Genomic DNA, 25,968 nt, shown 5'->3' with positions numbered 1-25,968 from the left:
TCGGGGGAGATAATGTTGGGTACCACATCACCTGTTCACACGCTGCGTACGCTGTCCGAACTTGATTATCATGACAGCAGGTCCCTCCCGCTCCCTGCTGAAATCACCGTGCTTGAGGCTTGGAACATCATGACGGCCGAACCGGGATTGCTCATGCGGTTAGCTTTCCGAACGAGGGACGCAATTTCCTCGTTATTCGGCGTGAAGCGTATCGGCGGGCTCTCAGGCGCCAGGCGTGCCACAGTGCAAGTGGGCGAACGGCTGGATTTCTTCCTGGTGGAACAGAGTACCCCCGACATGCTGGTTCTGACCGCGCGTGACCGGCACCTGGATGTCATGATTTGTCTTTCGATAACAGATCGCGTGCTCATGATCACATCCTCTGTCGTCACGCATAACGCCTTTGGGCGCATCTACATGTTGCCGGTCGGTCCAACGCATAAGCTCATCGTCAATAGTGATCTCAGGCGACTGAAACGAAAACTGGAAGGGATGGCATCCCATCTCACGAACAAATAGACAGGAACCCTCGCACCTTGTTGGCTGGCCCTGCCACGAGTCGAAGGAAATATGGTTTTGGAAGGTCATATGAAAATGGTTAAAGGGGTATTGTTCGTCATCCTTATCGTTGCCTTGGCCGTCGGGGCGTTTAATTTGATATTCGTGGCAGTGTCTGATTACTTTGGGCCGTTCTACGAAGGTGATACGGACCAAAGTCGAAATTTTGCAATTTGGCTTTTGGGTAATCTGGGGGTTGGGGTGCTTTCGGTTGTTATGGGTGTTGTTTTATATCGGCGATATCTGCGCAGGGCACGTGTTTGAATGAACGACTTCGGCACCGATGGTGGTGAGCGACCGGTGCCCCTCGTGCTGTTGCCCACCTGATAGAAAACTAGTTGCCCCGCCCGCCCCCAAATGACCATTCATCTGCCGCGGTAGTGGTAATCACCACCATGACGTCCTCAGGGTCGATGCCCGGCGCTCGACTTAGTCTCTCGACCAGGTTGCGATAGAAACGCTGTTTCGTCTCGATGTCTCGAGGGCGACCGGCAGTAATTGCGATCAGCACAAAGTCATGGCTGCGCGGACCGCCCAGGTAGCCGGGATCAAATATCAGTTCGCCCACTTCATGTTGGTGAATGACCTGGAACCGGTCGGCCATAGGCACTTCGAAGCTTTCTACCAACGCGTCGTGCAGCCCCTGTGAAAGGGCCTGTAAATACTCGGCAGACTTTCCCCGGTGCAATGAAATACGTGCAAATGGCATAACGGTCTACTCCTGAAAAACCCACTGACAGGAGAAAACTATCAAGTCGCGATAATTTCGAATATCCGATTTAATGGCGACCATAGTCCTGAATTAGTGGATGATTCGATGCGCCGTCCGACCTTCGATCTTGATGTGCTGCGTACTTTCGTGACCGGTGTGGAATTCAACAGCTTTGCCAAAGCGGCGGACCGGCTCAACCGCTCGACGTCTGCCGTGAGCGCACAACTCAAGAAGCTTGAGGAACAGATAGGCACGCCAGTGCTGTCCAAATCCGGTCGAGGGCTGGTGTTGACGCCGGTGGGTGAATCCCTGCTCAGCCATGCCCGCCAACTGCTTGAAATGAACGACAGCATTTTCCAGACCCTGCATGAAAGCCAGACCGCCGCAACGGTACGCCTCGGGCTTCAGGAAGACTTTGGCGAACACTTTCTCAGCGACATTCTGCGACGCTACGTCAAGATGTACCCGAGGGTGAGCCTCGAAGTCAGGATTGCACGTAATGCCGAATTGCTTGCATTGATCGACAGCGGTGGCCTGGACCTGGCCCTGACTTGGGACACAGGGCACAAGTCCCCTTATGCCATGCGCCTGGGTGAAACGCAGATGCACTGGATCGGGTCTCGTGACATGCCATCGCTCAACAGCGATGTAGATTCTCCCCTGCCATTGATCATGTTCGACGCCCCTTGCGTGTTGCGCAGCGCGGCAACCCAGGCATTGGATGAGGCGCGGATTCCCTGGCGAATCGCGCTGACCAGCCCCAGCGTTGGTGGAATCTGGGCGGCCGTTGCCGCCGGTTTGGGCCTCACGTTGCGAACCCGCATTGGGCTGCCAAAACATCTCGCCGTCATTGCCGGCTTACCCACGCTGCCGACTCTCGGCTATGTGCTTTACCGTGGAGCAGAACACCTGGCGCCTGCCACCCGACAATTGGCTGCGTTGATACAAACCAGTCTGGAAGAGCAGGCGTTCAGTATCACTGCAGGCGCTCTCGTTTGATGCGGCCTAAAGCAAATCACCCAAGGTGTCGTACTTGTAATACTGGCTGTAATTCAGGACATCTCGAGGTGTCACCTTTTCCGGGAAAGGGCTGTACATCGGGTAAGCTAACAGGCGAGCAAAAACGTAGCTTTTGCGAGTCCAGTGAGCGAAGCGAGCGGTGTTGAGCGCCTTGTCAGGCGTATTCAACGGAATGTTCCATTTAAAAATTTTCTGCCTCGGGCGCACGGAAGGCCTTACTGTAGTAGCCAGACTGGTCGAAACAGCAAACCTGCTTCTTGCCGGATGCAAGCATATCGCAGGCATCACCAATTCGTTTTGCGCGCGTCTTAAGTTGCTTGGCTGAAGTAATCCAGTGTATCCAGTCTACTCGTGCGATGGTCGTCGTATTGTTCCAAACTTTACGAGCCTCAGGAGTGGCCGCCAGTGCCTCCTGAAAATCTGGCGGGATGTCAGGCTCGGGTTCCTTCTTCACAGGGGTTAGCTCTAGTGTAACGATATCCCCGACGGCCGCGCCTGCAGCTTCGTGTAACTCTCTACTTACCTGCAGCCAATGGCTCAGCTGACCATCCGGCTCAAGGGTTGCCTGGAAATGGTGCCCATTGATTGTGCCTTCAACTGTCGTCCTTCCTCGCCTCGGAAGCTGTTCACTCGCGTCTCTTGGCAGTACTACGAACGCCCACGACGTATCATTACCAGGCTTTGCCGGACGAAGAAGTTTTGCTTCGAATCGGGATTTCACATCGATTGTTGTCATTGCAACTCCTCCAACGAATACGCCTAACTACTATTTGGCGACAGTGATGTCGCATAACGTACCTTGTCGTCCTGCAAGCCCTTGTCTAGCCTGGAGGAATTGCAGCAAACGCGACATAGCCCAGGGAGAAACGAGACATGGATGACGCCAAGCTCAGCTGCGGTAGAAGATTCAGTGCAGAAGGTCGACGCTAACTATTCGCCACTAGTCTGTCCAGCGGCTGCTATCGGTCGATTAAAAGTCATTGGCTAATCGTTCCGCTTAGCACATCACCGCAAACCCGTAGCCGTTGGCAAAACACGCTCTCTAGCGCGAAGCGGTGATCCCTTTGTTCATCCGTGATTTAACGGTATGTTGAAGTCCTCAACTCAAGGACGACCCATGGCCATCCACGCACCCACCCCCACGCAAAAACACTTGGCAGTGTTAATCGACGCCGACAATGCCCCCGCAGCAATTGTTGAAGGTTTATTCGAAGAAATCGCCAAGTACGGTGTCGCCAACGTCAAGCGGATCTATGGCGACTGGACTGGCCCTCAGTTGGGTGGATGGAAAAAGGTGCTACTCGACCATTCGATTCAGCCTATCCAACAGTTCGCGTACACCAAAGGTAAGAACGCAACAGACAGTGCCTTGATCATCGACGCAATGGACCTGCTGTACACCCGACGCTTCGACGGTTTCTGCCTGGTTTCGAGCGACAGTGACTTCACCCGCCTCGCTTCGCGGTTACGAGAAGAAGGTTTGACGGTCTACGGGTTTGGTGAAGAAAAAACCCCGAGACCGTTCGTGTCGGCCTGCGACAAGTTCATCTATACCGAATTGCTGCGCGGTGAAGTGCTTGTTGCTGCAAGCAATGGACATGGTCGACCCGAACCTGAGCCACCCGCCGAAATCGAGGCCGTCAAAGTCGCCAGTACGCCCGAAGTAAAAAAGCTACCCAAGGCACCAGTAAGTTTCATCGCAAAGATCTTGGATGACATTGCCGACGAGGACGGCTGGGCTCACTTGGGTGCGCTAGGCACCAACATCAGCAAATTGAGACCTGAGTTCGACCCTCGCACCCATGGTTATAAAAAGCTCAGTGAGTTGATCAAGGGGTATCCGGATACGTTTGAACTGCAAACTAGAGGAACGTCGGGAGTGGGTGGTTCAATACTCTATGCCCGGCACCGACAGCCGAGCTCATAGCCCCGTCACCAACGACCGCTCTTGGCCCAGGTTGTGTAAAAACGCAGGTATCGTTTTGAAGTCTGCGTTGCTACGTGAAATCTGCCGGTGTTGCAGTCAGTAAGAAGACCTGAAATTTGCGTGGGAACGCGTTATTTGACCCGATTCAGCTCGCTGTTACTGGTCGAGAACGTTTTTACACAGCCTCGGCCGATTGCTATCGGTTGCCAAACAGTTGGCAGGGCGATCAATGTCATTCATGAGCAATAGCCGACCGCAGTCTGAAGCATCCAAGCGCTGCATTGAAAAGTACGGAATTCCCTACGGTAGCTGGTGACCGTAGGAGCTGTCGAAGACTCGGGCCGGGGCTGTCTCACGCTACTGCTCGCGAAGCGCGCACTTTCTCGTATCGCGCGAATCCGATCTTGATGCCGACCAGCATGGGGGCGGCGATTACAAAAAGCAGGGCCACTGCGACGAACGCTGTGTCGAAGGCAATCACAGTGGATTGATTTGTCACTAACCGGCCCAGAAGGCTCGTCGCTGCCCGACCAGCGGCCGCTGCATCCATTCCTTTCGCACTCAGCATGGCTGTCGTGGTCGTCATCCGTTCGATGATCGCGGCCCCGCCAGGGGTGACGTTGGCACCGAGAACCACGGTATTGGTGACAACGTTATGGTCGATCAGTGTCTGGAGCCCTGCGACGCCAATAAGTCCACCTAGTTGGCGACCCGTATTGAAGAGGCCTATTCCGCACGCGAGGTTACGGCTGTTGAGGTGGGTGAAAGCGATCAGCGTGATCGATAGAAACAGGAAGCCAAGCCCCAACCCGCGCAACAGGATAGCCGCCATCATGTCGTCCGCGCTGCTTTCGCTGGTCGAACCGGACAGCATCCACATCGCAACCATGATCATCAGGATGCCAAAGGGCACGGTGGCGAACGGCGCAACGCGGCGGGCCTGCATGAGCCAAGCAGATATGAGAAGCGCGCCGACAAAAAACGCGCCGCTGGGCAACAGCAGCTGACCGGCATCGGTAGGCGTGAAACCGAGGACCGACAGGGCGAACGCCGGAATCAGGAACGCGCTGCCGAACAAGGCGGCGCCGGCGACAAAACTGACGATAAAGGCGAAGGAAAAATCGCTCGATTTGAACAGGGTGAAGTCGAGCAACCCCTGCCCTTTGGCCAACACTTGTTGACCGAAAAATGCCAGCAAAGCCGCTGCGCCGATCACCGTTAGCCACAGGATGCGAGGCTCCTCGAACCAGTCCCATCGGCTGCCTTGGCTGAGAACGTAGGTGAAACAGAACAGGGTGGTAGAGATCAGCGAGAAGCCGATCCAGTCAAACGGACGGTGCCGGACTTTGGCGGGCATTGGGCCGTCTGCGATCAGCACAAATCCGGCAGCCGCCAAGGCAATCGGGACAACGCTGAAGAAGATCCATGTCCAGGATTGGCTATCGATCAACCACCCTTGAAGCGCCGGGGCGAGCGTCGCGGGCGCGACAACGGAGCCCATGGCAAACAGGGCTTGAAGGATGGGTTGATGGAACCGTGGATAAGCGCGAAAGATGATCGCCTGGCCCCCGACCAGCAAGGTGCCGCCAGCGAAGCCCTGAATAACCCGAAGTGCAACCAGCAGATCCAGCCGAGCGGTGATGGCGGCAATGCCGCACGCCAGGCCCATGACCAGGGTTGAGCTGATGATCACATGACGCGGATTAAAACGCTTCAGCAGCCAAGGCGCGGTCATGAACCCGATCAGCTTGAGCGCGATGTAGCCGACATCCAGCCAGGCAAATTCATCTGGCGTTGCATAGGTGTCGCCGATGATGTCGCTGCGTCCGAGCGACAGAACGGTGCTGGCGATCGCTTCCGTCAGCGTGGCAAGCACGATGCCCGCCATGAGCAGGACACCGTTCGTAGCGCTGGCGTTGCTCCGCGTGGCGCCGGCAACCGTGTTCATGAGCCCTCCCCTTGCGCAACCTCGACACGCGCGGACAGGCCAGGGACGATGCGGCCCGGCAACGGGTTGTGGGCAAGCCGGATCTTTACCGGAACCCGCTGCACGACACGCACAAAGTTTCCTGTTGCGTTGTCTGTGGGCAGCAAGCTGAACGCCGACCCACTCCCCGGTGCAAAACTGTCGACCACGCCTTCAAGTGTACTGTCTGGATAACCGTCGACTGTGATGCGCACGCGCTGACCGGGGCGGATATGTTCGAGCTGGGTTTCCTTGAAATTCGCCACGACCCACACATCATTGACCGGCACGATATCGAGCAACGAAACACCCGGCGTAACGAACCGGCCGACGCGGACCTGACGGTTACCGATAACACCATCAACAAGCGCGTGTACCACGGTGCTGTCGAGATCGATCTGGGCCAGATCGCGCGCGGCCTGTGCCTGCGCCACGGCAGCAACGGCAGCTTCTCGCTGGGCCACAAGGACGGCGATGCGTTGCTGTTGAGCCTCGACCGTTGCCGAAGCGGCCGAGACCGTCGCCTCGGCTCTGGATCGTGCGGTGCCGGTTTCGTCGACAAGGGCCTGGCTGATCGCGTTGCTGACGATCAGTTTTTGGCTGCGATCATGGGTCTTGGTCGCCAGATTCATCTCGGCGGAGGCCGAGCGTCGCTGGGCTTCGGCCTGTCGAATCAGGGCACGCTGAAGCTGGGTTTCGGCATCGACATGGGTCAGGCGAGCCTCGGCAGCGCTGACATTGGCCACTGCCTGCGCAAGCCGTGCGCGATAGTCCCGATCGTCAATCCGGAACAGCACGTCACCCGCCCGGACGGCCTGGTTGTCCTCGACCTCTACCGCCGTGACATAGCCGGCAACCTTGGCGGCGAGCGAGGTGAGGTCGCCGCGCACATAAGCGTTATCGGTGGAGGTCGCACCGCTCGAAAACGCCATGGCCCATCCGCCAGCCAAGACCACCACGGCGCCGATGCACAGCAGGATGCCAATCGTCTTTTTCTTGCTTTGCCGCGCCACCACGACAGGGATCTCGGCGCTTGCGCCGGTGGCGACCTTGTCCTGAAGCGAGTTCATGTTCTTGTTTCCTGTTCAATGCCAAGAACCTGCAACAACCGCAGGACGGCAGTGGCCTGCCGCCGGGCTGTCGAGCATTCATGAGCGCGTGATCGGCTTACTTTTTGATAGGTGTAACGAGCGTCTTTTCATCGGTGTCGAGGACGAACACGGCCAACAGGCGTGCGGGTTGTGTGTCGCTGGCATTGGCGCTGACTTCGTGCACGGAGCCCGGCTCCTCTACGAAGTTTTCGCCGACGTTGTAGATCTTTTCCGGCTCGCCTTTGACTTTGATGCGAAACGAGCCCTCAAGCACCGTTGCATAAATGAAGGCCGTTTTCGGATGGGTGTGGGATGGCGACGCGGCGCCCGGCCCGTACTCGACCACCACGCCCTTCATGCTCTTGCCAGGGATGTTGGGAATGGGCCGGTCGAATACGACCGTCACCTTGCCTGCGGGCGGCTCGGCGGCCGACGCTGCGCTGATCGACAGCACTGCGAAGGCAGCGGCCAGAAGATATCGGGTAAACATGGCAATGCTCCTTTATGCGTGTGTGTTGTGATGGCTCGGCCCGTTACCGAGCCGACGCTTTCCTGATGCGTCTTGGATAGCCTCAGCGCGCCGCTTGGGCCGTCGACTGACCGAGCCAGTCCTCGAAGCGAATTGCGCCCAAGCGCGGGTTCTTGCCAGGTGTCAGCGATTGATCGTCGAGCACCGAACCGAAGTAGCGCGCGTGCACGTCCGGCACGACCTTGCGCGTGTCCTGGGTAGCCCGCAGGAAGCGCCTGACCAGTTCGTCGAGTGGCATGGCCTCGGGACCGGCAACTTCGGCCGTGCCATTGACCGGCGTTGCCAGCGTGACCTCGGCGAGCGCCGCCACCACGTCGTCGGACGCCATCGGCTGGATCAGCGCCGGCGACAGGCAAATCTCCTCGCCGACGGTGGCCGCCTGCGCAATGCCGCCGACAAACTCGAAGAACTGCGTGGCACGCAAAATGGTGTAAGGAATACCGGACGCCTTGATAAGGTTTTCCTGCGCGACCTTGGCCCGGAAATAGCCGTTTTCGGGAAGTCGTTCACTGCCGACGATCGACAGGGCAACGTGATGGCGAACCCCAGCGGCCGCCTCCGCAGCCAGCAGGTTACGGCTCGACGTTTCGAAGAAATCGAGAACGGCCTGGTCTTCCCACGAAGGCGCGTTCGCCACGTCGACGACGATATCGGCGCCGTCCATCGCTTGGGCCAGGCCCTCGCGGGTGATGCTATTCACGCCCGTGCTGGGGGCGGCTGCGAGCGCTTCATGACCGCGCTCGCGGAGGATATTCACAAGTTTCGATCCGATGAGGCCGGTGCCTCCAATGACGACGATCTTCATGTTTTCTCTCCGCTTCTCGACGACAACCATTGCCGTCGATGTAGATCGAGAGTGCCAGCGCGTGTCAGGGAAGTCCTTGTGCTGGCCTTGGGTTTGCCTTCAAGGAAGCTTGGTTTTTCGTCCAAAGACTGGCGTCCCTCGCTAGACGGTGCAGCGGATTACACGCTGTCGTATTATTCGATACCACTTACTAATCGCCAGCTCAGACACGGAGTCGGGGGGCTCGACCAGGGGATTCTCACCTTGCCATTCGTGTTTGAAGACTACGTGCTCGATCAGCAGCGCCGGGAACTGACCTTGCGCGGGCAAGTCGTGGCCGTCGGGCCGCAGGTCTTCGATCTATTGCTGCAGCTCGTCAGCAACAGTGATCGCGTCATGAGCAAGGACGACCTGCTCAACGCCGTGTGGAGCGGTCGGATCGTCTCGGAATCGACGATCACCAGCCACATCAATGCGGTGCGCAAGGCCATCGGCGATACCGGCGAGGAACAGCGCCTGGTGCGCACGGTTCCCCGCAAGGGCTACCGCTTCGTCGGCGAGATCAAGGTGAATGAGGTCGGGGAAACGCGACAACCTGACATCGAAGAGCCCACGCCCGTGGACCTGAAGCAAACGCCTCCGCCCATGCTCGTCCTGCCGGACAAACCCTCCATTACTGTCTTGCCCTTCCAAAACCTGAGCGGCGATCCGGAGCAGGAGTATTTCGCCGACGGCATGGTGGAGGACATCATCGCTGCCCTGTCGCGTATCCGCTGGCTGTTCGTCATCGCCCACAATTCAAGCTTCACCTACAAGGGTCGGGACGTGGACGTCCAAGGCGTCGGCCAGACACTCGGCGTGCGCTACGTGCTGGAAGGTAGCGTGCGCAAGTCCGGGAACAAGGTACGCATCACCGGGCAGCTCATCGACGCGACGACCGGGACGCATATCTGGGCCGAGCGCTTCGAAGGCATGCTCCACGACATCTTCGAGCTGCAAGATCAAATCGCCGAAAGCGTCGTCGGCGCCATAGCGCCGCAGCTGGAACGGGCGGAAATCGAGCGCGCCAAGCGCAAACCGACAGAAAGCCTGGACGCTTACGACTATTACCTGCGCGGAATGCCGAAACTGCACAACGGCACCCGCGAAGCCATCGAGCAAGCGCTGCCATTGTTCTACAAGGCCATCGAGCTCGATCCCGAGTTCGCATCAGCCTACGGCATGGCAGCCTGGTGCCACTTCTGGCGCAAATTGAATGGCTGGATGAGCGATAGGCCTCGAGAAATCGCCGAGGGCGCACGACTTGCGCGTCTGGCGGTGGAACTCGGCCGAGATGATGCCGTGGCGCTGACGCGAGGCGGACATGCACTTGCCCATCTCGCCGGCGATGTCGATGGCGGCATTGCCCTGCTCGACAGGGCACGCCTGCTCAACCCCAACCTCGCCCCCGCCTGGTTCCTCGGCGGTATCCTGCGCGCACTGCGCGGCGAAACAGACGCCGCCATCGAGCATTTGACCCATGCCGTTCGCTTGAGCCCACTGGATCCGGAAATGTTCAGAATGCAGGTCGGGATGGCGCTCGCGCACTTCGTCGCCGGGCGCTTCGATGCCGCTGCTGCCTGGGCGGAAAAGGCGCTGGGAAACCTGCCCTGCCTCCTGGCATCGGTTGCCTTGATCGCGGCCAGTCATGCGCTCAGCGGACGCATGGACAAAGCGAAGCAAGCGATGCGGCGTTTGCATGAGCTGGATCCGTCTTTGCGTGTTTCCAACCTGAAGGACTGGTTGCCGATTCAGCGTCCTGAGGATTTTGCGCGGTTTGCTGATGGGTTGCGGCTGGCTGGGTTGCCGGAGTGACTGTGGTTTGGTGAGCTGCGAATGGCTGACCGTAGGAGCTGCCGAAGGCTGCGATCTTTTGATCTTCCGATCTGAACAACAAAAAAAGCCCCGCCCCACCTGAATGGGACAGAGCTTCTTACTACACATCACGCTGAAACAACGCCCTCACCTACTCCTGCGGATCAACCTGATCCAACACCCGATTCACCGACAACTCTGCCAGGGAAATCATCTGCTGGATGGCAAGCGCCATATTGCATTGCGGGCCGGTGAGGCTGAAGGCCAACTCGCTGGCTATTACGTTGGCTGAAGCGAGGGTTTCGCAGCAGTGGGCCAGTAGGGTTTCTTTGTCTACGTTGGGGGCGATGATGAAGATTGAGCTGGGACGGCGGTCGGCCAGTTTCGGCTTTGAGGGGGGTGGCGACAGGTAGTAATCGAGCGCGCGGATCGCGGCGTCGTGGAGTTTTTTTGAGTTGAGGCAGGAGTATGGGGAAACCGGATCGTCTTCTAAAACGATAGGCTCTTCAGGGGTATCTGTATCGTCATCAATCATGTTGGAACTCTCTATGGATTTGAGTCCCTCCGGATTTGCTACCACACAAATAAGGAGGCGACTGTACACGGGGTGGTAGACCGGTCATAGAAACCCGGCAGGCCGAAGCCTCCCATGCACAGCCGCCACAAAGCAGCCAGCATAAAAAACGCCCTGAGGCGTTCTGGGTCTATGAAGTATCCGGGCTACCACACCCGTTCGCTGAATTGGCAGCGACGGAGGAAGGTTAGCGAGGTGGGTTCCTAAGCGCAAGCCCGCCGGAGTGTGGGAAGTTTCCGAGGGTGGCCGACTCGAGTCCACGCCGCTCGGAATAAGTCTGCGTTTACGAAACTAAGGACCACTCAATGATGGCATTTTGATTTTTTGCAGTGTACATTTATCTCCAAATCATGGTCGATTGGTGAGAGAAATAAAAATGGATAATTACTTTCAAAATACCATATCAAAAATATATGGCGATGATGACGACTTTATCGTAATTGGACTAACAGGCCGCACCGGAAGTGGCTGTTCCACAGTATCAAACATACTTTCCAAGGAAAGATCTGACATAAAGCACTCGCTTTATACGGGAAACAATCCTTCAACCAACAATGAAAGAAAACAAAAAGTCATTTATAAATGCTTTGAAAAAAACTGGACACCATTCATTACTATTCAGGCTAGTACTATATTGATGCTGATGCTGGCTGAACTTGGCATCGAAAAATCCTCGACATTCGTTGGTGGAGTCGAGGGATTAGAAGCACCAGTAAAATCAGACATCAACAAAGTACTAAGAAACATTCAAGATAAAGATATTTGCAAAGAAGACATTGGAGCACTGAGGTATTTCTATACTGAATTCCTCCCAGAAAAAAATGCAGAATTAAAAAAAATAGTTGGTAGCGCTGGTTATGTGAAACTATTTCAGCAATTAGGGAACAATCTAAGAGACTCAGGCAGCGTTAACTCCAGCAAAGTAGAAAGCGGCAGCTTTTTCTCGTTAGCTGAGAGAATCAACAAAATAATAAAAGAGATACGTGAAGCCCGGACAGCCGGAGACAAAACATTTATTGTGATTGATGCAATAAGAAACCCATTTGAAGCCATTTACTTTCAGGATCGCTACTCATCTTTTTATTTAATGGCCGTCTCCTGTAATGATGATGAACGTAAACGAAGACTGAGAGGACTTGGCTATACCGACAGCGAAATCGATAAAATCGATGCGGAAGAGTATGGAGACTTAAAACTCACAGAACAAAAAACTTATGTGAAGCAGGACATCCAAGCGTGCCTACAACGCGCAGACTTACATTTAAGCAATCCAGACTCTGGAAATACAGTTTCACACTTCAACTACCTAGCAGACCAATTAATTACTTTCGTATCCTTGATGATTCGCCCAGGTTTGGTGACACCTACACCTCTAGAAAGATGCATGCAAATCGCGTACACCGCCAAATTAAACTCAGGATGCATTTCAAGGCAAGTCGGCGCTGTTGTGACTGATATCAATTTTTCGGTACAGGCGGTCGGATGGAATGATACTCCATTCGGACAAGTACCTTGCAGTTTGCGAAATAGATTTGATCTAGTTAGTGGCTTTGATCAAAGTGCTTATTCTGAGTATGAAAAAACCGATCCTAAATACATAGCAAGATTCACTGCAGGAAATGATAAATTTTTAAAAATCTCCGAGTCAGGCAGGAATATTTCTTATTGCTTTAAAGATGAATACAAAGGATTGACCGGCGATAAAAACCAAGTACACACTCGATCACTTCATGCAGAAGAAAATGCTTTCCTACAGATTGCAAAATATGGCGGCCGAGGCGTGGAACATGGAAAACTTTTTACAACTGCTAGCCCATGCGAGCTATGTTCAAAGAAAGCCTACCAGCTTGGCATTAAAGAAATTTACTATATCGACCCATACCCTGGCATCGCAATGAGTCATATCTTAATGGGTGGTAGTAGAAACCCTGAATTAATTATTTTTTCAGGTGCTATCGGCAAGGCATTTCATAATTTATACTCCCCTAAAATGTCCTACAAAGATGAACTCAACGCATTAGTTACTTCACCTGCTAAATAGCGTGAACAATTGATATTCACAAGCCGGCAGTGGGGAAAATTTTTTAGCCATCACACTAAAAGTATTTATAAATACCCCACTTTTTAGCAAAAGAAATACTGAGAAAATGCAAGAACCAATAAAGAAAATGCGAAACAAAAATCGAGACAGGTCTACTTCCAAATTCAATCTATTCATTAACGCTCGAAACGGCTCTTTTTTAAGAGTTTCGCCTAAGAAAAGTTGATGGCGATTGGTTCTCTGCATTTCGTGTATTCAGGACGCCACCGGAGAAAAATACCTCTTTTAGAACGCGCCATGGAAAAATATCCGAGAGCCTCAGACAATACTATAATTTGGTAAAAAAGGTGGTTTTCCCATTCATACCACATGGTTGTTTCTGGCAAAAGAACTGCAACTTGCGAAGTGCTGATTCGGGGGCATTCATATATACCTATAAAGCTAGGCCAGGCGCAGGGCAACATGTTGGGTCTTTCCAGAGATAGTGCCCAAATCGCTTATCAGTGATGAAGTGAACGGTGAAGCTCCGGCACCGCCTATAATTGGATCCTTTTTTTGGAAACTTATGGGCGCCTATAAGCCAAAGTAGTAATCGCCACTGACTCGACAATCTCACACGCATATTCATAGAAAATTTTCATAAAACTAGAACATTCCGCCTTTGAGAAGTTCTCTAACAAGAGCTTTTATCGCTTCCAAAGACACAAACGTAGAAGAACCTTTGGCCCATTTAATATATCTTGACTCCGAACTATTTTTGCAACCCACCACATAGGACTCAATCACTCCATACAGCTCATGAAAACCATGTATAAGGTCCGCGCTATCGAGGTTGGCTACCGAGATATCCGTGAATCCATCAGGTGTTACCTTACAAAAAGCCACACAAGGAATCCTGATCTTCCCCTCTAAACCCAAAGCAGCCGCGAGGGTAGAATTAAACTGTTTCAATACTCGATCACTACCTGAATGTACGTAAAAAACACTAAGCTCCTTTCCAGTCAGCCGATCCAATTTTGCAAATACACCTTGATCTTTAAGAACCTTCTTAAACTCATAATTATGAAAGTCATAAAAAACAAATGCTATAGACCTTGCTCGTCCTGCCTCAATGTGATCAATAGCAATTTTTTGAAATTCGACTAAAAAAGACTCTACGCTATGACCAATACCTTTACCTGAGCCCTGTTCATAAATCGGTATCATGCACTTCTCCTTTCGAGGGGGGAATCCCCTAAAGCCAAACTACAAAATAGATGGCATATTCAGGGTATGATTTATACTATTTTTGTTGCATAACGTTCCTGACGAGCACTCACACTTTCATCTGCTCTGATTCTTTTGAATATTATGCCCCCCCCGCAATCATACCTCGTTAGTTTGATCACTCACTAATTAGTCTAACGAGCCGGGAGGATCCTCATACTCCTCAGACTCGGAATTCCACCAAGCCTGATCCCACTCACCATCTCCAGCGGTAGGTTCAATATATTCCGCAGCAACCCACTGTTTGGTGGAGACACTGGTGGATATCCGGGAAGGACATTTGATCTGGTACATCAGTTTTCCATTCATAACCGTCGGCCGGATGATTTCAACTTCCGATCCCATCATCCCGTTCTCACGATAGCTAACGCGTGACTCTGGTGCGAACACGCGGATGTGCTTGCCTGTCATTCCCACATCTTCGAGCAAGGACTCACTGGTTGTAATTGCGAACGAGTCAAAGATGTCACGGATCTTTAAAATATTATTAAGAAAATCTTCATCGCCTGACTCAGCTTCAATTGCCGCAGCGCGCTCCAAACGATTTAGCAAGAGGCCGAAGTAAAAGTAGAGACGTTCAGTTAGTCGCAAGCTGCCGTAGACTTGGTCAAATACCACAATGCAGTCGCTACGCAGCCCTCCGCCATCAATAGATCTCACCGAAATATTGGTTGCAGCGCAGCCAACATCCTGCGGAAGGATACTGTACTCGCGGGCAAACACGGCATTGAGGCGTTCTACAAATATATTTTTCGCATCACCAATACTGAACCACGGTTCAGCGATACATAATAGGACACCACTGGTTCGGAAGTTCCGAATACGGGCGCGCATGTTCGGATTACTCTGTCGTAACTCGCTGTATGGGCGATAGACACCAGCATTCACATCATCGTAACCCTCTACTTTTTGTGTCACTTGCATCTGACATTCGGCAATGAACCCATGCTCTCCTCGAAGATAATGTCCTTCTAGAAGATCGGCCGAAGTAACTCCTGCGTTGATCCAGGTTCGAATCCGTGGACGCGTCAACCGATTCGGGGCCCCCGGCTTTACGCGAATAAGTGGGCTGGTAAAACCACTTGTCTGCCATGCCTGGACTTCATAGGCTCGACCTAAGTGCCAGTATGTTGCGCCCGGATAGCACTCTCGCAGAGCCTGTAACTCATTAACCTCACCGATGGCAGGTGCACTATCTCCCTGCGCGATACGAAAATTGGTCTCCCCAACATTTCGCAGTGGATAACGGTAATGTGGAGCGTCCCCTCCGATCTGTGCGATCGCGTCAAACGCTGGTGGGCGATTACCGCCTGGTTTAGCCCATGCGAATATTTCCTGAAAGCCCCCTGGCCAACTCGCCTTGAGTGGTAGGGTTAATCCTGAACCGAGCGCCTCAAGTTCATCCACTAGGCAGCGGGCATGTGCGAACTGCATGAACCGATTGTCGAGATACAGATAGGAATCTTCGACCGATTGATCGTGATACTCTCGAAAGGACATCCCGTAGCTCGTAAAAGCGTCCGGTTCGGCCACCACAATAAACGCACCGGGGGATGCTCGTCCGGCACGGCCGACTCGCTGACGATAGCCTTTACGCGTGGCGGGAACACCGATATTTATCCCTACGGTTAGATGCGGCAGATCGATGCCCATTTCCAGCGCCGACGTAGCTATCACTCCACGCAATGTACCTGCCTGCAGGCGCTCCTCAATCTTCTCGCGGTCCTCTGCTGCGTATCCCGCCCGGTAAGGCAGCACGTCTGCCGACCCCAAGAGATTCTCGATTTCTTTCGTGTTGTCGCGTGCGAGCATTTCAACTCCCTTCCGAGAGTCCATGAAGGTTATGAATCCCCCGTCCCCCTTTCCGTCCAGGAGCATTTTGTGCAATGCCCTCGCGAGCTCCATCTCTTCGCCTGGAGGGGCTGCGACGTGAGCACAAATACGCTCTGATCGTGGCGATCCATCAAGCACCTCTGGCACGACTTCAAATTCAACCCCCGTCAATGCAGCTAAATGCTCTTCCGGATGTAGGATCGTAGCCGTAGCCGCTATGAACTGCAGTTCCTGAGCAGGCTCGATCTGCTTCTGCAAATGGTGTCTTGCGACCTGCAACCGGCGAATCAAATAGGCAAAATTGCTGCCAAAAACACCTTCCAGTGTATGTGCCTCATCCATAACCACTATGGCAAGTTGGGTGAGAAAGAGCTTTACCACCGGCATAGCTAGCCGGGACATTAGCCAAGCATGGCATACGTCCGGTGTCATCACTACAATCCGCGCCTTCTGCAGGATGTTGTCTCGCTGAGCTACCGATACGGAGCCGTCGATCCGGCCAATGGTTCCGTCTGGCATCCCGAGGGCGTGTGCCATGGCCCGCCATCCGCGCACTTGATCACTCGCCAATGCCTTGAGCGGATAGAACACTAACACCCGACAGTTTGGGTTACTCAAAATGCGATGGAATGCGATAGACCTGAAAATCAGACTCTTGCCAGATGCAGTACCCGTAGGAATGACTACATTCTGATGGTGGCCAAGAGCCTCAAGAGCCGCTGCCTGATGCTGCCAAAGGCCTTCGGGAGCAGCGAGTGTCAGATACTCACCGACAGCGGTGGTGGCTAATAGCAGTGGTACCGGCGCATAAGCCGCCTGACGTGACGGCAATACAAATCGCTCGACGACCGTCAGTCCTTCAGCGTCCAGAGTCTGTTTCAGTGTGTTGTACATAACCCCCTCCGTGGAAAGCATGCACGTCAGCGGAGTTGCACTCCTGACTCTAGCAGATGGCACAAAGCTATGAATTATTCGTGTTCGATCGTTTTCTGCTGTCATGCGGCAGGACGGATTGCGTCGATTACCGCCATCGGCAAGCCACCTGTGCATCAGATAATCTTCGTAATCTGCAAGATCGAATTCCGGACACAAAAAAGCCCACTGACCGTCACCGATCCCAGTGGGCTTTCCGATTACGCTTCTACTGACAAAGCCATATCCGTCTTACAAAGCCACCGTCGACAGCATTAGCCGGGGCAGCAGCCGGAGCCACACCTGCCCCATCGCCGGCGGTGGAGTCAGCTCCAGCACCTTGGCGGTGTAAGCCCACTCTTGAGCCACTTTCTCAGGGTTGCTGTTCAACTGAGTGCCATAGCTAGGCACGATCTAATGCAGCTTTTCCTGCCAGGCTGGCGAGGCAACCTTGTCCTTGAACACTTTCTGCAGCACGGTCAGCATGATCGGTGCGGCAGTCGATACGCCTGGCGATACGCCCAGCAGGCCAGCAATAGTGCCGTCGACAGAAGCAACGATTTCAGTACCCAACTTCAGCACGCCACCGGCAGCTTCATCACGCTTGATGATTTGCACGCGTTGGCCAGCTTGCCACAGGCGCCAGTCTTCGGCTTTGGCGTTCGGGAAGTATTCTTTCAGGGCGTTGAGGCGGCCTTCGTCAGCTAGCATCGCAGGTCCAGGTACGAGCCTTCTTTCAGGAACTTGCAATTCTGATAGCCAATTGTGACCGAGAGAGTCCCGACTTCACACAACGCTGACACGATGAGACTGCTCGTATGTCCGACGCCTGCAGATTTCAAACGGCTCACCAGATCCGCGCGCGCCAAAGCGGACACTCGAACACATCACCTGATCGGCTATTTTTGTAAGACGAAGCGGTTACCCGTGTTCCGCTGCCAACATTGACCTGAACTGAGAAATGATCTCTGAAGATAGCCCGGCAGCTTCGAACACTGCGCAGGTAAAGCTAACGGGTGCGGGGCCTGGAGCAGTTATGATGCGGTCGGCAACCACAGCTACTTGGCTGCTTCGATAAAGTGCGGTGCCTTCATAACCTACGGCATTCTGTTGTAAGAAGTCAGCGCTGTTCGAGGTATGAGGAACCGTGTCGAGAAGCCCGGCCCTCGCAAGTGCCAGCGTTCCCCCACAGATACCGGCAATTGTCGCTCCACTTGAACGACTAGCATGAAGAAAGTCCCGAATGTCCGGTGCATCTGCATGCTCCCAGATCATTCCACCGATGACGGCAACAACGTCCGGCTTCCAGTCCAGGCATTGTTGCAAGCTGCTATCCACAGTTACAGCCAGTCCCCCTGTGAGCGGAACTGCCCCGTGGCAGAGGCAAAAAACCTGACGTCGATGCCGTAAAACGGGGATGCAGTTCCTGCAATGAAAGCGTATTCCCAGTCCGCAAAACCGGGTGTCAGTATCAAGCCCACGCGTGCCATCAGTCAGAATCCTCCATGAAAACGACCAACATAAAGCGATAACAAATAGATCTCAACGGCTGCTTCGGGTCGATCTCTGCCCTTCATGACAGGCAGAAATCGGCCAAAAGCAGCCTTTATGATCCTCGCTACACATTGCGCCGATCTCAAAGGTGGAAGCTGTAGGAGGGAGGTTTTTTGGTGATGCGGGCGGCTTGTTCTGCTCTGGAGCTGGGGCTTGCTCGCGATAGCGGTCCAACTCCCAACCGGTCAATCACTGCCAAAACTGATAAGGACGCCGCTATGCTCGACTCCCTGGAAAAAATGCTCGCCAAGGGTGCCTGCTTAACTGACCGGCATTCACCGCTCCCCGCTCCAGCCAGATGAAATGATTTGAATCCAATACGCTCGTTGTAGAGAATCGCCACCTTTACCTCAAAAGGAAACGAGCGATGAAGTTCGAAGGGACTTTCCAATACATGGGCAATCACGGGATCGTCTTCAACATCTCGCAGATCACCCTCACCGACAGCGAACGTGGGCGCCTGCGCGAGCTGCATTTTGGCGAGGCAAAAAACGCCCACTATGAGGTCAACAGCAAGGTCGTCGAGGTGTACGACAAGATGCTGGCCAAAAACCTGCCGTGCCTGATGATGATCGGCATCTCCAAGCCGTTGACCCGGCAACAGGGCGATGCCCTCAACGCCCAGCGCACCACGATCGCCAACCTTGCAGCCGCGGCCTTCACTGCCGCCGCCAAGGCCGTGGCCCCCTCTTACGTGGCGATATCTGTAGGGGCCGGTGTGCGCACGTATGCCAATGAAATCCTACCCACCTACCATGCTGGCGACGTACTGGTCAGCATCGAGGCGCAGGTCAACGGCGGTATCGGCCCGCAACGCACCCTCTCGACATTGATCATCAAGACCTGACTGGAGACGTACATGTCCGTAATTACTCAATTGGTCATTGCCTTGGTGTTGTCCTTTCTGCTCGATCAATTCCTCAAACCGTATCTGCTACGCAAGTGGCTAGGAGTGGTGTTGGTGGCGGCGGGTGCGGTTGGCTGCGTTGTGGCAGGTCAGATCCGCTTGTTGGGGTTTGATCTGGGGTTGCTGTCGGTTTTTGCCGTGGCGATGGGGATGGGATTGTTCATGAAGCGGCGGCGGTTTGAGTAGGTTGGCTGAGCGAGAAAGGCGGGCGGATTAAATATCAGAAAATAAAACCGTCCCCTTAAGTAGGCTCTACGGCTTTCTGGGGAATCGAGGGATGTAATGAGCAACCTGATTTCAATCGCAAGCCATAAATCGAAGTACAGCATCGGCTTCTATCCGACTTTTGCCGTTGACGGAGTACCTCTGGAGGTTTGGCTGCCTAGGCATAACCCGGATGCTGAGCTTCATCTCGTAGCGGCCCATTCAGGCTTGTACAGCGATGAAGATACTTGGTTGATATGGGATCGGATCTATTCCACTGCACCGGGATGGAAGACCCTGGCTCCCTTGCTTGTTTGCTCTGATGACCTAGACCTGACCTGCACCGTTATTGTCGCTGAGCAGTGCGCTGATAAGCATCAAGTCCAGTGGAGCCGATTTGGCTTGCTAAAGGATTTGATTACGCTGGAACTTCCATCTGTTGACTGGTACGACGCGATACCCTGCCTGACCTTTGAAAGGTCCCATTATCAGAGCGTGCTGGACGAGTTCCGAAAACAAGAAAATATCAAAATGGACTGGGACTAGCTGCGTAAGCTATCTACCTGTGATTAATCTCGCCGTTCGTTACACCTGCCTCGGGCTGAAAGAAAAGACGTGTGAACGACTGCTATCGGCCAGATTTGGACATTCAGAAACCGCGCACCAGGTAGGCTCCTGAGGGAACTCGATATCGCAGCTTCTTGCATTTGCCGGGTGCAGGCTGATGCCCCGGCGGACGATCAGGAAACCAGATTCGGCATTTGCCCGGAGGCGGCATATGGCCGCGGGGAATCTCAACCTCAGCGTATGCCCTCTCTGGCTCGACATTAGCCATTTGCAATTTTCCTTCGGACCCGGCTCTGCCAGCCGTCGGTGCATCCGAAACCCGATCTGTCTCTGCGCTAGCGAAGTTGCCAGCGTCGCGCCCAGTGTCCGGAATGGATTGCTCAACAGCCGCCATTTCCACTTCGCGGCGCCTTTGGGTCTCCTCTTCCAGCCCCTTCTGTACTGCGACCAGGTCCTCTTTGGCATTGGGTGGGGTCCCCGAAGACTGGGCCTGCTGCGCCGCCTGGATCAATTGGAAGTTGCGGTTGCGCAACTCGACGTTGCGACCAACCCGCATGTTCGAGCGCACCGCCAAGGTTTCAGCCTGCTGGTACTGCCCCTGCTGAAGACGCAACACACCGAGGTAATGCAGAGTCGCGGGATTGTTCGGCTGGATATGCAGGGCACGCTCCAGCGTGGCGGCGGCCTGGTCCAGTTGGCCATTTTCATACTGCCGCGAGGCTGTTTCGATCAGGGTGGTTGATGCGCTGTTGCTTTGCGCGGGCGCTCTTCGCTCGGCAGCGACAGAACAAAACGACGCGACGGCGCAGAACACCAGGATGAGGCCGGGCAGAAAACTCTTGGTTGGCATCAGGGGGCGGACTCGACTGAACTCGCAGGCACTGCCGTAAAACAGACCACAGCGCTGCTCGGCATTTCCGATATAGGGCCGCTATTGACCTGGCCAATACCCTGAAGTTCCTGCTGCAACGGCCGTCGCAACCCGTATCATTTTTTACCACCCCAACATCTAAGCATGATCTGTTGCTGCACTTCACGCAGAGCAGAAAGCGCCGCGCTGCCGACTCGCATCCGCTTTGATGATGCTGGCGTCCATGCAACGACGCAGCACCTCGTTGAACAACCAGCGAAACAGATCGCTGTCCCGAAAACGGCCGTGTCGATTTTTGGAAAAGGTCGAGTGGTTGGGGACTTCATCTTCAAGGCTCAACCGGCAGAACCAACGATACGCCAGGTTCAGATGGGCCTCTTCGCACAACCGCCGCTCTGAGCGAATGCCATAGCAATAGCCCACGATCAGCATGCGAATCACCAGTTCAGGGTCAATCGACGGACGCCCGATCGGGCTATAAAAATCGGCGAGGTAATGGCGCAGGTCGCTCAGATCGAGACACTGGTCAATGCTGCGCAGAAGGTGATTGGCTGGGATGTGATCTTCAAGGTTGAACGAGTAAAACAGTCGATCCTGCTCACTCGATAACTGTCCCATCATGCTGTGCGCTTCCCTGCTGGCCAATGCAGAGATTTTGCCGCAGGCCAGACAGGGGAGCTACTTTTTCAACAGAATCGGCCAAAAGCAGTCATTGGCACACCAGGTCAAAGTGAAAGTAAGCGGTTGGCCATCACACCTTCTCAATTAGCAACAGCTGGTATCGTTGGTCGATCCCGCTATGATGCTGGGCTTAGATCACGACTGTAGATAAAGCTATGCCAAGGTTGTCATTCGCCGTCAGAGTTTTGTTTGCGTGTTGCCTTTTTGTCGCCACCGCTAATCACATCCGTGCAGATGCTTTACATGGTTTGCTCTGGGACTACGGATACGGGCCTAGCGCTTATTTGGTGAGCCGTATTTTCTGGGGGTGGCTTACATTTTTTGACCCGCTCGCAGCTCTGCTCCTGTTCCTCAAGCCAAGAGCCGGAATTGTGCTTACCGCAGCGATCATCTTGGTCGACGTAGTTCATAACACTTTTTACGTCGCATTGAAGCAGCAGTGGCTGGAGCCGTTCTACCTGTCCCAGGTGGCGTTCCTTATCATTGTATTCCTGCTGTCCCCCATCGCTTGGCGCAGCCCTATTCGAGACGCTGCAATCACCAGTCCAGTTCGAGCGTGATTCACTCCACTGATGCGGCAGCAACTGATCTATTTCACTCGCCCGCTGCGTCGGCAGCCGCGTGAGCACGTCCTTCAAATAGACATACGGATCATGCCCGTTAAGCCGCGCAGACTGAATCAAGCTCATGATCGCCGCGGCCCGTTTCCCGCTGCGCAGCGACCCTGCGAAGAGCCAGTTCTAATGTCAGACGCTTCCTCGTTTTTTTGAAAGTGCTCACATGTTTAACGATGCGTGTTTAAAGACACTCGGTGTTACGTCCCGAAGGCGACAAGACCTTGCGCCGTTACCTACGGTTAAGACAGAATCCGCCGGCTTGTGCGGCTGTGGGGCGGGCTATATCGTTTCCCTGTCACTGAAAAACAGTGATCGGGTTTGGTAGCCCGCCTTTAAGTAGTCGTATGGCAACACCTTATGCAGTCCCTTTTTTTGGGCGCAGCTTTATATGGTGGTCATGCGTGGGGCTCCATTGTGAGCGCCGGGTTTCCTACTTAGACCGGTCTACCAACCCGCGTATGGCCGCCACCCTTCGTTGGTAGCGAGGGTGATGGCTCTTATTTATTCTAAGTGGGAGCTTCATCTATGTTCAAAGTAACACCCAACCCGCCAGACACCGATCCGGCATCCCCGTACGAATCTAACGATTCAAAAAAATTTCACGAAGCCGCCGAACGCGCCCTCGATTTCTACCTCAACCCCGCAGCGGTCATGAACAACACCCCACGCAAACCCAGCACCATGTACGTGGTTGCGCCGGATGTCGGCGATGAAGCCTTGCTGGTTCAAACGTGTGAGAACTTGGCCTCGGCCAGTGTCATGGCCAGTGACATTGCTGCATTGGTGGAGGGCACCCACCGCAATACGCTGTTGGCGCTTCAGCAAGTCATCATGCTGGCTGAACTGGCGGTGAATCGAATGCTGGATAACTTCGTTCCACCCAAGTAATCACTCAGCCCTTTACCGAGAGGCTTGCCCCTCGGTAAAGGGCTGGATAGTTGCAACGCGAAGGGGTCGTATCAGCCCCCCGAACACAGGCAGAACATCGAACTGCCTTCTCTGAAAAGCGCTGTCTATCGATTAAAAGTCAGCGCTCCGTAGGTGCGATGCTCAGGGCTCATCAAGAGCAACCCACCTGGAGCACCAACGATGGCGACTCATCAGCTTCACCCTCAAATCCCCCTTCACAGGCGCCAGCGATGACAGGGTCACCAAACGGCCGATCATGCGCTGGGGCTGCTTTGCTTACCCCTTATCTCGGCATAACACCCAAGAGATCCAGCGGCTTGCCAAACGAAAAGTCAGGCACTAAGGTAGCGCCCTCTAACGACTGGCCCCGGACTTTGGGTGAGCGGTAGCGGCTACAAACAAAAAATCAGATGGCAGCGCACCCTCCTTTGGCGAGTACTTCACCGCACAAAGATAGCGCTGTCTCACTGTCAAGGTGCCCGAGGCTCGATAGAGCCTTTCCTTGAAAGTAACAATCACAAGAAAGGAAGCCCGTGATGACGAATGCTAGTGCTAGCGCGACTGTCACCAACAGTTTGGCAACACCCCACGCCCAACGGATGAGCACCTACGTGTTCGCGCTGTTTTTCATCCTCGGCAGCATCACCAGCCTTAACGATGTCCTGGTGCCAAAACTCAAGCACCTCTTCAGCCTCAGCTATACCGAGGCCATGCTTGTGCAGTCGTCATTCTTTTTTGCCTATTTCATTTTCGCCATACCCGCAGGCCTGCTCATTTCGCGAATCGGCTACATGAGAGCAGCCGTCCTTGGGTTGCTGCTGATGGCTGGTGGATGCCTGCTCTTCATTCCTGCCACCCAGTCCGCATTGTTTCCAGCCTTCCTCGGCGCCCTCTTTGTGCTTGCGATTGGCGTGACAACCGTTCAGGTCGTTGCGAACCCGCTGCTTTCACTGCTCGGAACCGTCGCAACGGCCTCTAGCCGCCTCACCCTCGGCCATGCGTTCAATTCGCTGGGAACCACGGTCGCGCCCTACCTGGGTGCCATACTGATCCTGGGCTCCCTCAATGCGGTAGATACCTCCGAATTGTCGCCAGCAGAACTGACGTCCTTCCTGTCGCAGGAAGCCAGCGTGATCAGCAACACCTATGCAAGCATTACGCTCTTCATCTGCATCGTCGCCTTGATCGTCTGGCTGAAAAGAAATGAGCTGCAACCGTCAACAAGACCTGAACGTCTCAATCCACTCGCTGCGCTCGACCTTCTAAAGCAGCCGCGTTTTGCACTTGGCACCGTTTGCATATTTCTCTATGTCGGCGCCGAAGTCACGATTGGCAGCCTCATCACCGACTACCTCATGCTGCCGACAACCCTGGCCCTTCCCGCCGAAGCCGCAGGTAAGCATGTTGCCTTCTATTGGGGTGGCGCCCTGGTTGGCCGCTTTATCGGCTCGGTGCTGATGCGCACTTTCGCGCCCGGGAAACTGCTGGCCTTTGCCGCCACGGCAGTCATTGTGCTGTTGACGATCTCTGCCACCACACAAGGCGTTGTTGCCGGATGGTCGCTGCTGGCCGTCGGGCTGTTCAACTCCATCATGTTTCCGACGATCTTTACCCTTGCGACCGCAGGGCTCGGTCATCGCGCGGCAGAAGGTTCGGGCCTGTTCTGTTGCGCCATTGTTGGCGGGGCATTTATTCCGCCATTGACAGGGTATGTGGCCGACCTCTCGACGCTCGCGATGGCATTGAGCGTGCCAGCGACCTGTTATGCCGGCATCGCAATCTACGGTTGGCATGCCCGCGCTCTGAAGCACTAGCATTCCCTGGCGCGGCTAGCCCATTGGTAGAAGCTAACGATCAGATTCAACCGCTTGTTCGCCGTGCCAGGATCGAGCCCCAGCTCGCCTTGAGACCAGTCCCAGTAACGAGATAGGAGAAACGGACACTCGAACACATCCCCTGATCGGCTATTTTTGTAACGCGAAGCGGTTACCCGTGTTCCGCTGCCAACATTGACCTGAACTGCGAAACGATCTCTGAAGATAGCCCCGCAGCTTCGAACACTGCGCAGGTGAAGCTAACGGGTGCAGGGCCTGGGGCAGTTATGATGCGGTCTGCAATCACAGCTATTGGACTGCTTCGATAAAGCGCGGCGCCTTCATAACCTGCGGCATTCTGTTGTAGGAAGTCAGCGCTGTTCGAGGTATGAGAAACCGTGTCGAGAAGACCGGCCCTCGCCAGTGCCAGCGTTCCCCCACAGATACCGGCAATTGTCGCTCCACTTGAACGACTAGCATGAAGAAAGTCTCGAATGTCCGGTGCATCTGCATGCTCCCAGATCATTCCACCGATAACGACGACAACGTCCGGCTTCCAGTCCAGGCATTGTTGCAAGTTGCTATCCACAGTTACAGCCAATCCACCCTGCGAGCGGAACTGCCCCGTAACAGAGGCGAAAAACCTGACGTCGATCCCGTAAAACGGGGAAGCAGTCCCTGCAATGAAAGCGTATTCCCAATCCGCAAAACCGGGTGTCAGTATCAAGCCCACGCGTGCCATCAGTCAGAATCCTCCATGAAAACGACCAACATAAA

At 54.4% G+C, this 25,968-nt stretch carries 23 protein-coding genes and 4 pseudogenes; 12 read left to right on the top strand and 15 right to left on the bottom strand.

Translation table 11 applies throughout. The features are described from left to right. Nucleotides 1-12 precede the first annotated feature (12 nt). Complete coding sequence (locus AB3226_RS25275) at nucleotides 13-519, top strand: DUF2867 domain-containing protein (protein ID WP_367375076.1); 507 nt, start codon at nucleotides 13-15, stop codon at nucleotides 517-519. 69 nt (nucleotides 520-588) lie between these two features. Further along, complete coding sequence (locus tag AB3226_RS25270) at nucleotides 589-822, top strand: hypothetical protein (protein ID WP_367375075.1); 234 nt, start codon at nucleotides 589-591, stop codon at nucleotides 820-822. 70 nt (nucleotides 823-892) lie between these two features. Here AB3226_RS25270 and AB3226_RS25265 read toward each other — a convergent pair whose 3' ends face one another. Then, complete coding sequence (locus AB3226_RS25265) at nucleotides 893-1,267, bottom strand: tautomerase family protein (protein ID WP_367375074.1); 375 nt, start codon at nucleotides 1,265-1,267, stop codon at nucleotides 893-895. 108 nt (nucleotides 1,268-1,375) lie between these two features. Here AB3226_RS25265 and AB3226_RS25260 point away from each other — a divergent pair, with 108 nt between their 5' ends. Beyond that, nucleotides 1,376-2,269, top strand: coding sequence for a LysR substrate-binding domain-containing protein (locus AB3226_RS25260; protein WP_367375073.1), 894 nt, complete (start codon nucleotides 1,376-1,378; stop codon nucleotides 2,267-2,269). Nucleotides 2,270-2,471: 202 nt separating this feature from the next. Here the strand turns inward: AB3226_RS25260 and AB3226_RS25255 are convergent, their stop codons facing one another. Beyond that, nucleotides 2,472-3,026, bottom strand: a complete 555-nt coding sequence (locus AB3226_RS25255; protein ID WP_123722198.1) for a YdeI/OmpD-associated family protein — start codon at nucleotides 3,024-3,026, stop codon at nucleotides 2,472-2,474. 381 nt (nucleotides 3,027-3,407) lie between these two features. Here AB3226_RS25255 and AB3226_RS25250 point away from each other — a divergent pair, with 381 nt between their 5' ends. Further along, on the top strand, nucleotides 3,408-4,217 hold the full coding sequence (locus AB3226_RS25250) for an NYN domain-containing protein (RefSeq protein WP_095060553.1): 810 nt from the start codon (nucleotides 3,408-3,410) through the stop codon (nucleotides 4,215-4,217). A gap of 352 nt (nucleotides 4,218-4,569) precedes the next feature. Here the strand turns inward: AB3226_RS25250 and AB3226_RS25245 are convergent, their stop codons facing one another. The 4 genes from AB3226_RS25245 to AB3226_RS25230 all read right to left on the bottom strand — a co-directional run bounded on the left by AB3226_RS25245 (nucleotide 4,570) and on the right by AB3226_RS25230 (nucleotide 8,608). Next, nucleotides 4,570-6,165, bottom strand: coding sequence for a DHA2 family efflux MFS transporter permease subunit (locus tag AB3226_RS25245; RefSeq protein ID WP_367375072.1), 1,596 nt, complete (start codon nucleotides 6,163-6,165; stop codon nucleotides 4,570-4,572). Further along, entirely contained in the window at nucleotides 6,162-7,253 is a 1,092-nt protein-coding gene (locus AB3226_RS25240; RefSeq protein ID WP_367375071.1) for an HlyD family secretion protein, read from the bottom strand. Before AB3226_RS25240 ends, AB3226_RS25245 begins: the two co-directional genes overlap by 4 nt. 97 nt (nucleotides 7,254-7,350) lie before the next feature. Next, entirely contained in the window at nucleotides 7,351-7,764 is a 414-nt protein-coding gene (locus tag AB3226_RS25235; RefSeq protein ID WP_367375070.1) for a cupin domain-containing protein, read from the bottom strand. Between the two features lie 82 nt (nucleotides 7,765-7,846). Next, nucleotides 7,847-8,608, bottom strand: a complete 762-nt coding sequence (locus AB3226_RS25230) for an SDR family oxidoreductase (RefSeq protein ID WP_367375069.1) — start codon at nucleotides 8,606-8,608, stop codon at nucleotides 7,847-7,849. A 243-nt stretch (nucleotides 8,609-8,851) separates the two neighbouring features. Between AB3226_RS25230 and AB3226_RS25225 the strand changes: the two genes are divergently transcribed. Continuing rightward, the gene (locus AB3226_RS25225; protein WP_367375850.1) at nucleotides 8,852-10,441 is read left to right on the top strand and encodes a winged helix-turn-helix domain-containing tetratricopeptide repeat protein; all 1,590 of its coding nucleotides are present in this window, start codon (nucleotides 8,852-8,854) and stop codon (nucleotides 10,439-10,441) included. 151 nt (nucleotides 10,442-10,592) lie between these two features. On the opposite strand, the gene AB3226_RS25220 is transcribed toward AB3226_RS25225, so the two are convergent. After that, nucleotides 10,593-10,976 carry a DUF6124 family protein gene (locus AB3226_RS25220; RefSeq protein ID WP_367375068.1) on the bottom strand — a complete coding sequence of 128 codons (384 nt, stop codon included), beginning with the start codon at nucleotides 10,974-10,976 and terminating at the stop codon, nucleotides 10,593-10,595. 415 nt (nucleotides 10,977-11,391) lie between these two features. On the opposite strand from AB3226_RS25220, the gene AB3226_RS25215 reads away from it, so the two are divergent. Beyond that, nucleotides 11,392-13,056 carry a hypothetical protein gene (locus tag AB3226_RS25215; protein ID WP_367375067.1) on the top strand — a complete coding sequence of 555 codons (1,665 nt, stop codon included), beginning with the start codon at nucleotides 11,392-11,394 and terminating at the stop codon, nucleotides 13,054-13,056. A gap of 645 nt (nucleotides 13,057-13,701) precedes the next feature. Here AB3226_RS25215 and AB3226_RS25210 read toward each other — a convergent pair. The 4 genes and pseudogenes from AB3226_RS25210 to AB3226_RS25195 all read right to left on the bottom strand — a co-directional run bounded on the left by AB3226_RS25210 (nucleotide 13,702) and on the right by AB3226_RS25195 (nucleotide 18,557). After that, nucleotides 13,702-14,262, bottom strand: coding sequence for a hypothetical protein (locus AB3226_RS25210; protein ID WP_367375066.1), 561 nt, complete (start codon nucleotides 14,260-14,262; stop codon nucleotides 13,702-13,704). 189 nt (nucleotides 14,263-14,451) lie between these two features. Next, complete coding sequence (locus AB3226_RS25205; RefSeq protein ID WP_367375065.1) at nucleotides 14,452-17,049, bottom strand: DEAD/DEAH box helicase; 2,598 nt, start codon at nucleotides 17,047-17,049, stop codon at nucleotides 14,452-14,454. 247 nt (nucleotides 17,050-17,296) lie between these two features. Next, nucleotides 17,297-17,835, bottom strand: a pseudogene (locus AB3226_RS25200) (malate:quinone oxidoreductase); the annotation flags it as partial. Nucleotides 17,836-17,988: 153 nt separating this feature from the next. After that, a pseudogene (locus AB3226_RS25195) lies at nucleotides 17,989-18,557 on the bottom strand (DJ-1/PfpI family protein). A gap of 431 nt (nucleotides 18,558-18,988) precedes the next feature. On the opposite strand from AB3226_RS25195, the gene AB3226_RS25190 reads away from it, so the two are divergent. The 3 genes from AB3226_RS25190 (at nucleotide 18,989) to AB3226_RS25180 (ending at nucleotide 20,278) form a co-directional block, all read left to right on the top strand. Then, nucleotides 18,989-19,468, top strand: coding sequence for a hypothetical protein (locus AB3226_RS25190; protein ID WP_367375064.1), 480 nt, complete (start codon nucleotides 18,989-18,991; stop codon nucleotides 19,466-19,468). 12 nt (nucleotides 19,469-19,480) lie between these two features. After that, entirely contained in the window at nucleotides 19,481-19,714 is a 234-nt protein-coding gene (locus AB3226_RS25185) for a hypothetical protein (protein ID WP_080370383.1), read from the top strand. Nucleotides 19,715-19,810: 96 nt separating this feature from the next. Then, nucleotides 19,811-20,278 (top strand): hypothetical protein, encoded by a 468-nt coding sequence (locus AB3226_RS25180; RefSeq protein WP_367375063.1) that lies wholly within the window; start codon nucleotides 19,811-19,813, stop codon nucleotides 20,276-20,278. 103 nt (nucleotides 20,279-20,381) lie between these two features. Here AB3226_RS25180 and AB3226_RS25175 read toward each other — a convergent pair whose 3' ends face one another. Together AB3226_RS25175 and AB3226_RS25170 are read right to left on the bottom strand one after the other, a co-directional pair. Then, entirely contained in the window at nucleotides 20,382-21,149 is a 768-nt protein-coding gene (locus tag AB3226_RS25175) for a tetratricopeptide repeat protein (protein ID WP_367375062.1), read from the bottom strand. Nucleotides 21,150-21,350: 201 nt separating this feature from the next. Beyond that, nucleotides 21,351-21,791, bottom strand: a pseudogene (locus AB3226_RS25170) (transposase); the annotation flags it as partial. 347 nt (nucleotides 21,792-22,138) lie between these two features. Between AB3226_RS25170 and AB3226_RS25165 the strand changes: the two are divergent. Further along, nucleotides 22,139-22,411 carry a hypothetical protein gene (locus AB3226_RS25165; RefSeq protein ID WP_367375061.1) on the top strand — a complete coding sequence of 91 codons (273 nt, stop codon included), beginning with the start codon at nucleotides 22,139-22,141 and terminating at the stop codon, nucleotides 22,409-22,411. Nucleotides 22,412-22,417: 6 nt separating this feature from the next. On the opposite strand, the pseudogene AB3226_RS25160 reads toward AB3226_RS25165, so the two are convergent. Continuing rightward, a pseudogene (locus tag AB3226_RS25160) lies at nucleotides 22,418-22,591 on the bottom strand (transposase domain-containing protein); the annotation flags it as partial. 402 nt (nucleotides 22,592-22,993) lie between these two features. On the opposite strand from AB3226_RS25160, the gene AB3226_RS25155 reads away from it, so the two are divergent. Both AB3226_RS25155 and AB3226_RS25150 read left to right on the top strand, forming a co-directional pair. Beyond that, nucleotides 22,994-23,356: a DUF6124 family protein gene (locus AB3226_RS25155; RefSeq protein ID WP_367375060.1), complete on the top strand. Its 363-nt coding sequence runs from the start codon at nucleotides 22,994-22,996 to the stop codon at nucleotides 23,354-23,356. 557 nt (nucleotides 23,357-23,913) lie between these two features. Then, complete coding sequence (locus tag AB3226_RS25150) at nucleotides 23,914-25,191, top strand: sugar MFS transporter (RefSeq protein WP_367375059.1); 1,278 nt, start codon at nucleotides 23,914-23,916, stop codon at nucleotides 25,189-25,191. A gap of 172 nt (nucleotides 25,192-25,363) precedes the next feature. Here AB3226_RS25150 and AB3226_RS25145 read toward each other — a convergent pair whose 3' ends face one another. Next, nucleotides 25,364-25,933 (bottom strand): DJ-1/PfpI family protein, encoded by a 570-nt coding sequence (locus AB3226_RS25145; protein ID WP_367375058.1) that lies wholly within the window; start codon nucleotides 25,931-25,933, stop codon nucleotides 25,364-25,366. Nucleotides 25,934-25,968: the final 35 nt, after the last annotated feature.

It is taken from the genome of Pseudomonas lini (assembly GCF_964063345.1).
GTDB classification, from domain to species: Bacteria; Pseudomonadota; Gammaproteobacteria; order Pseudomonadales; family Pseudomonadaceae; genus Aquipseudomonas; species Aquipseudomonas lini_B.
Note: the sequence above shows the minus strand (reverse complement) of the source record. Positions and strands in the feature narration are given on the sequence as shown.

Coding starts and splice junctions, on each gene's coding strand:
- AB3226_RS25275 (WP_367375076.1), top strand. CDS start 13: ATGTTGGGTACCACATCACCTGTTCACACGCTGCGTACGCTGTCCGAA.
- AB3226_RS25270 (WP_367375075.1), top strand. CDS start 589: ATGAAAATGGTTAAAGGGGTATTGTTCGTCATCCTTATCGTTGCCTTG.
- AB3226_RS25265 (WP_367375074.1), bottom strand. CDS start 1,267: ATGCCATTTGCACGTATTTCATTGCACCGGGGAAAGTCTGCCGAGTAT.
- AB3226_RS25260 (WP_367375073.1), top strand. CDS start 1,376: ATGCGCCGTCCGACCTTCGATCTTGATGTGCTGCGTACTTTCGTGACC.
- AB3226_RS25255 (WP_123722198.1), bottom strand. CDS start 3,026: ATGACAACAATCGATGTGAAATCCCGATTCGAAGCAAAACTTCTTCGT.
- AB3226_RS25250 (WP_095060553.1), top strand. CDS start 3,408: ATGGCCATCCACGCACCCACCCCCACGCAAAAACACTTGGCAGTGTTA.
- AB3226_RS25245 (WP_367375072.1), bottom strand. CDS start 6,165: ATGAACACGGTTGCCGGCGCCACGCGGAGCAACGCCAGCGCTACGAAC.
- AB3226_RS25240 (WP_367375071.1), bottom strand. CDS start 7,253: ATGAACTCGCTTCAGGACAAGGTCGCCACCGGCGCAAGCGCCGAGATC.
- AB3226_RS25235 (WP_367375070.1), bottom strand. CDS start 7,764: ATGTTTACCCGATATCTTCTGGCCGCTGCCTTCGCAGTGCTGTCGATC.
- AB3226_RS25230 (WP_367375069.1), bottom strand. CDS start 8,608: ATGAAGATCGTCGTCATTGGAGGCACCGGCCTCATCGGATCGAAACTT.
- AB3226_RS25220 (WP_367375068.1), bottom strand. CDS start 10,976: ATGATTGATGACGATACAGATACCCCTGAAGAGCCTATCGTTTTAGAA.
- AB3226_RS25215 (WP_367375067.1), top strand. CDS start 11,392: ATGGATAATTACTTTCAAAATACCATATCAAAAATATATGGCGATGAT.
- AB3226_RS25210 (WP_367375066.1), bottom strand. CDS start 14,262: ATGATACCGATTTATGAACAGGGCTCAGGTAAAGGTATTGGTCATAGC.
- AB3226_RS25205 (WP_367375065.1), bottom strand. CDS start 17,049: ATGTACAACACACTGAAACAGACTCTGGACGCTGAAGGACTGACGGTC.
- AB3226_RS25190 (WP_367375064.1), top strand. CDS start 18,989: ATGAAGTTCGAAGGGACTTTCCAATACATGGGCAATCACGGGATCGTC.
- AB3226_RS25185 (WP_080370383.1), top strand. CDS start 19,481: ATGTCCGTAATTACTCAATTGGTCATTGCCTTGGTGTTGTCCTTTCTG.
- AB3226_RS25180 (WP_367375063.1), top strand. CDS start 19,811: ATGAGCAACCTGATTTCAATCGCAAGCCATAAATCGAAGTACAGCATC.
- AB3226_RS25175 (WP_367375062.1), bottom strand. CDS start 21,149: ATGCCAACCAAGAGTTTTCTGCCCGGCCTCATCCTGGTGTTCTGCGCC.
- AB3226_RS25155 (WP_367375060.1), top strand. CDS start 22,994: ATGTTCAAAGTAACACCCAACCCGCCAGACACCGATCCGGCATCCCCG.
- AB3226_RS25150 (WP_367375059.1), top strand. CDS start 23,914: ATGACGAATGCTAGTGCTAGCGCGACTGTCACCAACAGTTTGGCAACA.
- AB3226_RS25145 (WP_367375058.1), bottom strand. CDS start 25,933: ATGGCACGCGTGGGCTTGATACTGACACCCGGTTTTGCGGATTGGGAA.